The organism is Microcystis sp. LE19-41.2A (genome assembly GCF_027530405.1).
In the GTDB taxonomy this organism is placed as follows: Bacteria; Cyanobacteriota; Cyanobacteriia; order Cyanobacteriales; family Microcystaceae; genus Microcystis; species Microcystis aeruginosa.
Genome location: NZ_JAPZQJ010000429.1, coordinates 1 through 8,678 on the forward strand (window position 1 = coordinate 1; position 8,678 = coordinate 8,678).

Consider the following 8,678-nt stretch of genomic DNA (forward strand, 5'->3'; position numbering starts at 1 on the left):
TTGTTTATCTAAACTGTTGACTGTGCGGGAACAATTACAAAGAGAAGCTCACCGTCATCAACAACCCTTATTAGCAGAAAATATTCCTAGACTATGGATACTAACTCCTACTGCCAGTCAGAGGATTATAACTGCTTTTTCAGGTCAATTAAACCCAGATTGGGGAGAAGGAATTTATTTTTTACCTCCAGCATTAAATACATCCCTTATTGTCCTGCATCAATTACCTGAAACCCCTGAAACCCTTTGGTTAAGATTATTAGGCAGAGGAGGAACTAGAACCAGAGCGATTGATGAATTAGAGGCCTTGTCTCCTCATCATCCCTTTAAATCAGCTTCCTTAAAATTATTATACAATTTGAGTAGAAACTTGCAAGCCTTACCCAAAAGAACCCAGGAGGAGAGGAAATTTATTATGCGTTTAGCCCCTTTATACGAACAAGATAGAGAAAAAGCTATTCAACAAGGAGAAGCTATCGGAATTCAAAAAGGTAGAATCGAAGGGATTCAACAAGGAGAAGCCAACCTAGTGCTACGCTTACTTAAACGACGTTTTGGTGAACTTCCCCCGCATATCACTGAAACTATCCAAAAACTCTCAGTAGAAAAATTAGAAGACTTAGGAGAAGCATTGCTAGACTTTGAGACTCAAGCTGACTTAATCAATTGGCTTAATCAAGCCTAAAATCTTCGGGAAAGGCCATTTAAAACTCCTCTAATTGTTTTCTTTATCTATCGGGAAATTGAGAGCTTTATTGAATAGGGCAAGGTCTTGGAAATTAATCACGCCATCTCCATTAAAATCTGGCGTTGCTGATTTGAGTTCTGAACATTCTTTTGTGATATTTTTAAAACCTAGACCAAAACTAATACTAAATCCGTTGAGTATAGGCTACATATCAGGAGAGGCAATAGGCAACAGGCAAGAGGCAAAAGGGTAAATAAATAAGTGGGTGGGTGGAATTAAATATAAGATGAACGTAGGTTGGGTTGAAGCATGAAACCCAACGCCCGATTATGTTACGCTACCGCTAACCCATCCTACAAATAATTGTGCCTCCCTACTTAATCAGTTTTTAATAACCGGATTTGGTATAACTTTTGGATAGGACACACATTTGGCATTCATAGCTTGATTCAGCAACGCCGAATAATCTTATACTACTCCTAATCACTTCTTATCTCTTGACAATGACCTTAAAAACCGATCACGGTAAAAGCCATCCCGTCGGTGCGACTGTCTTGGCCGATGGTGTCAACTTCTCACTATTTTCTAAGTATGCCACTGCCATAGAATTATTATTATTTGATGATGCCAATTCCCCGCAACCTAGTCAAATTATTCGTCTGAATCCCCAAGAAAATCGCACTTTTTTCTATTGGCATATTTTCGTTCACGGCATTGGAGTCGGTCAAGTGTATGCTTATCGAGTCTATGGTCCGGATAATCCGGACCAGGGTCATCGCTTCGATCCTGATAAAGTAGTTCTCGATCCCTATGCGAAAGCGATTGTCGGTGCGGAAATTTATGATCGACAAGCTGCCAGCGAAAAAGGCGATAATTGTCATCGAGCTTTGCGGGGTCTGGTAGTGGATCCAGGCCGCTACGATTGGGAAGATGACGCACCGCTACGCACTCCCTACTCTGCCAGTTTGATCTACGAAATGCACGTCGGTGGTTTTACTCGTAACCCGAATTCCGGCGTTAGCGAGGAAAAAAGAGGTACTTTTGCGGGATTAATCGAAAAAATACCCTATTTGACCAACCTAGGCATTACTGCCGTGGAATTGTTACCGATTCATTACTTTGATCCCGCTGCCGCTATGCCGGGGTTAACTAACTATTGGGGTTATAGCACGATCGGCTTTTTTGCGCCCCATGCCGGTTACAGTAGCGATCGCTCACCCCTGGGTCCTTTGAATGAATTTCGGGATCTGGTGAAAGCTTTACACAAAGCGGGGATCGAAGTGATTCTCGATGTGGTTTTCAATCATACCGCCGAGGGGGACGAAACCGGGCCGACTCTTTCCTTGAAAGGTATCGATAATCGCACCTACTACATCCTCGACGGGGAAGATAAAAGCCTCTATAGCAACTATACCGGCTGTGGTAACACCCTCAAGGGCAGTCATCCCATTGTTGGCAAAATGATTCTCGATTGTTTGCGCTATTGGGTGTCGGAAATGCACGTCGATGGTTTTCGCTTTGACCTGGCGGCCGTATTATCGCGCAATGTGGACGGGGAACCGATTCTGCAAAAAGGTTATAACATGATCTGGGCGATCGAATCGGATCCGGTCTTAGCCGGCACAAAATTAATCGCCGAAGCTTGGGATGCAGCAGGATTGTATAGTGTCGGTCAATTTGTTGAATTTGCCGATTGGTTTTCCGAGTGGAATGGTCCTTTTCGCGATGATGTGCGCGCTTTTGTCCGGGGAGATACCGGCATAGTCAGCAAATTAGCGGCGCGGATTTTAGGAAGCCCCGACATATACCACAGACCCGATACCGATGTCAATAGAAGTATAAATTTTGTTACCTGTCACGACGGCTTTACCCTTAACGATCTAGTTTCCTACGACGAGAAACACAACGAGGCTAACGGCGAGGAGAATCGGGACGGTTGCAACGATAATTTTAGCTGGAATTGTGGGGTAGAAGGGGAAACCAATAACGAGAGGATTAAAACCCTGCGACTGCAACAAATAAAAAATCTCTTAACGATCCTGTTTATTTCCCAAGGAACACCTATGCTGTTGATGGGGGACGAAGTGCGACGCACCCAAAAGGGCAACAATAACGCCTATTGTCAGGATAACCAGTTAAGTTGGTTCGATTGGAGTGCGGTAGAGCAAGAGTTCGATCTTTGGTGTTTCGTAAGGAGACTGATCGATTTTAATCAAAAATTAGCTCTTTTCCGTCAGGAAAAATTGCTAGAAGTCACCTATACCAGTCTTGAACCCCATCTCAGTTGGCATGGCGTACAGTTGAGTAAACCCGATTGGTCGGAAGATTCCCACAGTTTAGCTTTTTCCCTGCGTCATCCCAAGGCGAACGAGTATTTACACATTATGCTGAACGCTTACTGGGAATCTCTCAACTTCCAGTTACCCCCCTTGGGACAAGGGGAAAAATGGCATCGCGTCATCGATACTGCTTGGCAATTGTCCGAGGCAGCCTGTGATTTAGATGCCGCAGCCGCTATTGAATCGGAAACCTATCGGGTGCAAGCGCGTTCGGCGGTAGTCTTAATCGTTAAACCAGTATAACAAGAGGAGAGATATTGCTCGATCGACCGATGTTGAATGCTTTAACTAATGAACAATGGCATCAATTCAATCGTCAAGTGGAAAAACGTTATTTATTTGCGGAGCAATAGCTGAAATGATGCGGCTTTCATTAGCGAAACGGGTATCGATTCTCTCTTTGTGTTTAATTGGTTTTTCCCTGCCTTGGACCGCGTTCAGCGTTTCACCGGTACAGGCGAACCTAGAACCAACTGCGATCGCTATTGGTGATCCCGTCCGAGAAGAAAAGCAAGCTCGGCAGTTAGTAGAATGGTTGGGAACTAAACAATACGACAAAGTTATTGCAGCTTTGTCACCCCAACTAAAACCCCTCTGGACTGCCGAAAAACTGCAAAAGGTCTGGGAAAGCCAAGTCACTGACAATACTGGACCGTTTAAGCGCATTGTCAAAAGCAAGCTACTCGATGCTATCAATGCCAATTTGGTGATTGTCACCGTTGAATTTGAGAAACTCACTGAAGATGTGGTAATTACCTTTAACCGGTCTGGTCAGGTAATTGCCGCCGATTTTCCCGAATTTCGTAGTATTTCTGAGATTGGCGATGCTTTTGTCACGTCCTTGGCCAATAAAGACTACGGCCTGGCCCGAGGTTTTTTACACCCTTTCCTGAAAGCTGAGGTTTTCCCCACCAGAGTACAAGGTGCTTGGGAGAATTTACTTAAGCGTACCGGCCCCGTGCGTCGGATCGTGGGAACTCAGGTCAGAAAAGGCTCGGATACGGACGGTGTGGATCTGGTGTTGGTGACGATTCAATTTGAAAAACTGACGGATACCTTAATCCTCGTTTTTGATGATCAAAAGCAGATTGTCAACGTGGATTTCCCTTTAGGCAATTAGTAATCAGCCGAAATTACCCCGTAAATTGAGTTGGAGACGATAAGTTATGTTAGATAAAATCGAAGTTCCCATCGAAGCGATCGCAGCTAGGGAGATTCTAGATTCCCGCGGCCGTCCCACGATCGAAGCCGAAGTGCTGTTAGAATCGGGGGCGCTCGGTTTGGCCCAGGTTCCCAGTGGCGCTTCTACGGGTAGTTTTGAAGCCCACGAATTGCGCGATGATGATCCCCAGCGTTACGGTGGTAAGGGAGTCCTGAAAGCGGTTCGCAATGTCCACGAAAAAATCGTCCCGGTTTTGCAGGGGATGAATGCTTTCGACCAAGCTAGTATCGATTTAGCTATGATCGATCGCGATGGCACGGCCAATAAACGAGAATTAGGGGCTAATGCTATCCTAGCCGTCTCTCTGGCTACGGCCAAAGCGGCGGCGGCAGATCTGGGATTACCTCTCTATCGTTATCTCGCAGGTCCGATGGCCAATGTGCTACCCGTCCCAATGATGAACGTGATTAATGGTGGTTCTCACGCTGATAATAACGTCGATTTTCAGGAGTTTATGATCTTCCCCATCGGGGCCGATTCTTTTAAGGAAGGTTTGCGTTGGGGGGCGGAAGTATTCGCCGCTTTGGGTAAGGCCTTGCACGAACGCAAATTACTGACCGGTGTGGGCGATGAGGGCGGTTATGCTCCGAATTTGGCTTCAAATCAGGAAGCTTTGGATATTTTGATCGAATCGATCGAACGTGCTGGTTATAAACCGGGGTCGCAGGTGGCTTTAGCTATGGATGTGGCCGCCAGTGAATTCTATCGGGATGGTCAATACATCTACGATGGTTCTGCCCATTCTCCCGCCGAAATGGTGGATTTTTTGGCTAGTTTAGTTGATCGCTATCCGATTATTTCTATTGAAGACGGTTTACACGAGGAAGATTGGGATAACTGGAAATTATTGACCGATAAACTGGGGGCGCGGATTCAGTTGGTGGGCGATGATTTGATGGTGACTAATCCCATCCGTCTGCAAAAAGCGATCGATCTGGGTATTGCTAACTCGATCCTGATTAAACTCAATCAGATCGGTTCTTTGACGGAAACCCTACAAACGATCGCCCTGGCTACCCGTCACGGTTATCGTTCTGTCATCAGTCATCGTTCCGGAGAAACGGAAGACACCACGATCGCAGATCTGGCGGTGGCTACTAATGCCGGACAGATTAAAACTGGTTCTCTCAGTCGCAGTGAACGGGTGGCTAAGTATAATCGCTTATTACGCATCGAAGCAGAATTGGGCGATCGGGCGGTGTACGCGCCGAAAGTCGGTTTGGGTCCAAAATTCTTGGCCTAAAATTTGAAAAAAGTTTGCAGTGATCGAAAAAGGGTGTTATACTAAAGGTACTGATAACTGATAACTGGTCACTGACTATTGTGGTACTTCGCTGAAACCCTTTTCGGCGAAGTGTTTATTTTTGGCCTTTTTCTGCCCAAAGGTATGATTTTTGGATCAAAGGTGTTACACTAGGGGTACTGATAACTGATAACTGGTCACTGACTATTGTGGTACTTCGCTGGAACCTTTTTCAGCGAAGTATTTATTTAGGGTTTGCTGAATAATGGTAAAACCCTTTTAAAATAAAGCTTTTGACCTGTTAAAGTCCGATGTTCATGCTGCGAAAATAGGATTGGGACGTTCAAAAACCTTGCATTATCCTTCTTGTAGTACATAGCTTGGTACAAAAAACAATGGCAACAAAGCCTAAAACGACCGGCTCCTGACGACCGGCTCCTGACTCCTACCCCCAGGAAAAACTTTTTCAGCAGACCCTAATTACCTGGCAAGTTCGCAGCTTTCTTTTCACTGATTACTGTTTACTATTCACTGTTCACTGATTACTGTTCACTGAAAAATCAACTCAATAACCAATCTAGATGATTCTGTAAACATTGCTTGAGGTCGTAGCGTTGCTTGATAGTTTCCCTAGCATTTAAACGCAGATTTTGCCAACCCTGGGGATAATCTAACACTTCATCGACGCGATCGGCTATTTGTTGGGGAGAAAAGAAATCCACTAATAAACCATTTTCCCCATCAGTAATTAATTCTCGCACGGGGGGAGTATCGGAACCAATCACGACGCAACCCATGGCCATGGCCTCTAACATTGACCAAGAAAGCACAAAAGGACGAGTAAGATAGATATGGGCGGCCGATGCCTGTAAAACCCGTTTATATTGACCGTAGGGCAGAGAACCGGTAAAATGCACCCGGGATAAATCCAAAGAAAGGCTTTCTAACATCAATTGTTTATAGGTTTTGCCGTCCGGTAGAGTTTTCCCATAAGCAACCCGATCCTCACCGACAATCACCACATGACAGTTAGGCCGACGGGCTAAAATTAGGGAAACAGCCGTCATAAATTGGGGAAAACCGCGATAGGGTTCCATTCCCCGGGTTGCATAGGTGACAATCTCCTTAACACCGGATAAATCTAAACCTATCTCTGGAATCACTAACTGCACATCGGGACGGGGACAGAAATAGTCTGTATCGATGCCATCGTGTAAAACCGTGAGTTTCGAGTTAAATTCTGGGGGAAATTGTTGTTTTTGCCAGATAGTCGGCGATAAACCTCGATCGCAACTGACCAGATCGATGAGTATCGGGGCATTTTTAATTCTAATCCGGGCCTCGGCATCAGCATTAAGGGGATCCGCCGGATCAAAATCAGCATCGGAACCATGGGCATGATAAAACCATTCAAAATAGGCTAAAAACTTAGTTTTCGGGAAAATATCCTTGATAAATAGGCCCGGCCCCCAGCCGGAATGTGCATAGACAATATCGGGATAAAAACCTTGATTTTTCAGTTGTTGGCAAACACCATAAACCGCTTGACCTTGTAAAACCGCACTTTCGAGGGGACGGACATAATGATGGGTTTGGGGAGAAACAGCGCGACTTTCCTTGTAAATAAATTTTTTTACCCCCGCTATCTCTCCCTCTTGCCTGGTAGTGCCGAAAATCACTTGATTTCCGGGGTCTTGAGCCAAAACCGTGCTTAAATGGCGAAATTGGGCGGGAAAATTGGAATGAAGGAATAAAAATTTCATCGCGGGTAAAGGTTTAGAAAAAGCGATCGCTAATCGTACATTGTCCCTGAAAACGGAGCAGATGATCGCATAATACCAAAGCCATCATCGCTTCTACCATCGGGACCGCTCGGGGTAAAACACAAGGATCGTGTCTTCCTTTGGCTGCCAGGGTGGTTTCTTCCCCGCTGCGCGTCACGGTTTTTTGTTCTTTACCGATAGTCGCGGTCGGTTTAAAAGCGATGCGGATAATAATATTTTCACCGTTACTGATTCCCCCTTGAATGCCCCCCGAACGATTGCTATTGGTGCGAATTTCCCCGTTATCATCGATAAAATACTCGTCATTGTGTTCGCTGCCGGTTAAGAAGGTTCCCGCGAATCCCGATCCGATTTCAAATCCCTTACTCGCGGGTAAGGACATCATCCCCTTAGCTAAATCGGCTTCTAGCTTATCAAAAACGGGTTCTCCTAGACCTTTCGGCACATTTCTGGCTACACATTCCACCACACCGCCGATCGAGTCCTTATCCAGGCGAATTTGGTCGATCAGGGCGATCATTTGGGCGGCCGTTTCCTCGTTGGGACAACGCACTATATTACTTTCCACCTCGTCGAGGGTGACGGTGTTGGGGTCGATGATTGCCTCAATATCTTTAATTCGCTTCACATAGCCGATAATCTCGACATTATAGACAGATTTAAGGATTTTTTTAGCGATCGCTCCTGCGGCCACCCGGCCGATGGTTTCCCGGGCCGAGGATCTGCCTCCTCCTTTCCAGTTGCGAATGCCGTATTTTGCCTCGTAGGTAGCATCCGCGTGGGAAGGTCGGAATTTCTCGGCCATTTCGTTGTAATCTTGCGAGCGAGCATCCTGATTCCGCACTAAAATAGCGATCGGTGTACCGAGGGTTTTGCCTTCAAAAACGCCCGAAATTATCTCACAAATGTCATTTTCCCGGCGCGGGGTCACGATTCTGCTTTGTCCCGGTTTGCGACGGTCTAAATCGATTTGAATCTCCTCTTCGGAAATTTCTAAGCGCGGAGGACAACCATCGATAACCACTCCTACCCCACCCCCGTGAGATTCTCCAAAAGTGGAAACCCGAAATAGTCGTCCGAAAGTGTTACCCATAATCTCAATATTTATTAAGCCTCAAGGTTTTATTGTACCTGAGCGGTTATCAGTTTTTCGGGAATAGGGCTTGGGGGTTGGGAATTATGAATTATGAATTATGAATTATGAATTAAGTAGCTGGTTATAATTAAATTAAAAAGGCTCTTCGTTATTTGGTATGGTTCAATAGGGGAGCATAAATCGACTAAATCCTTATCTGGCAAGAGACTTAATTGATTAGTTCGCTCTAGATCGAAAACAATTGACAAAAATCGCCAAATGTCTTTCTCTATAAGAGTTTCATTCCTTATAATCCTGTACGTTGCA

Annotated in this window: 7 protein-coding genes; 4 read left to right on the forward strand and 3 right to left on the reverse strand. The window is 45.4% G+C overall.

Annotation, left to right across the window (positions count from 1 at the left end):
- From O9290_RS17785 to eno, 4 genes are all read left to right on the forward strand, one after another.
- Positions 1-685: DUF4351 domain-containing protein (locus O9290_RS17785; protein WP_288057297.1), on the forward strand; the 685-nt coding region annotated here is incomplete at its 5' end.
- Positions 686-1,191: 506 nt separating this feature from the next.
- A complete protein-coding gene (glgX, locus tag O9290_RS17790) occupies positions 1,192-3,270 on the forward strand; it encodes a glycogen debranching protein GlgX (protein WP_288057296.1) in 2,079 nt (692 codons plus the stop codon).
- 115 nt (positions 3,271-3,385) lie between these two features.
- Positions 3,386-4,147, forward strand: coding sequence for a DUF3887 domain-containing protein (locus tag O9290_RS17795; RefSeq protein ID WP_288057294.1), 762 nt, complete (start codon positions 3,386-3,388; stop codon positions 4,145-4,147).
- A 46-nt stretch (positions 4,148-4,193) separates the two neighbouring features.
- Positions 4,194-5,492 (forward strand): phosphopyruvate hydratase, encoded by a 1,299-nt coding sequence (eno, locus tag O9290_RS17800; RefSeq protein ID WP_147069427.1) that lies wholly within the window; start codon positions 4,194-4,196, stop codon positions 5,490-5,492.
- Between the two features lie 560 nt (positions 5,493-6,052).
- Here the strand turns inward: eno and O9290_RS17805 are convergent.
- From O9290_RS17805 to O9290_RS17815, 3 genes are all read right to left on the reverse strand, one after another.
- Positions 6,053-7,255, reverse strand: coding sequence for a glycosyltransferase family 4 protein (locus tag O9290_RS17805; protein ID WP_288059735.1), 1,203 nt, complete (start codon positions 7,253-7,255; stop codon positions 6,053-6,055).
- A gap of 13 nt (positions 7,256-7,268) precedes the next feature.
- Positions 7,269-8,369: a chorismate synthase gene (gene aroC / locus O9290_RS17810; protein ID WP_288059737.1), complete on the reverse strand. Its 1,101-nt coding sequence runs from the start codon at positions 8,367-8,369 to the stop codon at positions 7,269-7,271.
- Between the two features lie 98 nt (positions 8,370-8,467).
- Positions 8,468-8,678, reverse strand: a 211-nt coding sequence (locus O9290_RS17815) for a hypothetical protein (RefSeq protein WP_288059739.1), incomplete at its 5' end; no start/stop codon positions are given.